Source organism: Delftia sp. ZNC0008 (assembly GCF_000799035.1).
Classification (GTDB): domain Bacteria; phylum Pseudomonadota; class Gammaproteobacteria; order Burkholderiales; family Burkholderiaceae_C; genus Comamonas; species Comamonas tsuruhatensis.
This window is the reverse complement of the sequence record NZ_JTKZ01000077.1, coordinates 1-554: the sequence shown is the minus strand read 5'-3', so window position 1 is coordinate 554 and position 554 is coordinate 1. Positions and strand designations below refer to the sequence as shown.

Annotated in this window: 1 protein-coding gene; it reads left to right on the top strand. The window is 71.3% G+C overall.

Translation table 11 applies throughout. The annotated features are described in order from the left end of the window. Positions 1–554, top strand: a 554-nt coding sequence (locus L995_RS34170) for a sensor histidine kinase (RefSeq protein WP_231574341.1), incomplete at both ends; no start/stop codon positions are given.

Here is a 554-nt window from a genome sequence, read left to right as displayed (position 1 = left end):
GGCCATGGAGCAGGCGGGCCTGCGGCTGCGCGTGGACTGCCCGCCACTGCAAGGGCCGGTCTACGTGGACCAGGACATGTACGAAAAGATCGTGCTCAACCTGCTGTCCAACGCCTTCAAGTTCACCTTGCAGGGCGAGATCGCCGTGGCGCTGCACGACGCGGGCCCTGCGGTGGAGCTGTCCGTCAGCGACACCGGCTCGGGCATTTCGCCCCAGCACCTGCCCCATCTTTTCCAGCGCTTTCACCGCATTCCGGGCAAGCCCGCCCGCACGCACGAGGGCACGGGCATCGGCCTGGCCCTGGTGCAGGAACTGGTGCGGCTGCATGGCGGCACCATCACGGTCACCAGCACGGAGGGCGAGGGCAGCCGCTTCGCCGTGCGGCTGCCCAAGGGCAGCGCGCACCTGCCGGCCGAACAGGTGAACCCCATCGCGTCACCGTCAACCCCGCCGCCGCCGGGGCACGGCGCGGGCGCCCCGGCCGCACGCCAACTCGTGGACGAGACGCGGCAGTGGGAGCCGGGCGAATCGCCCACGCACGTCCCGCACGTCC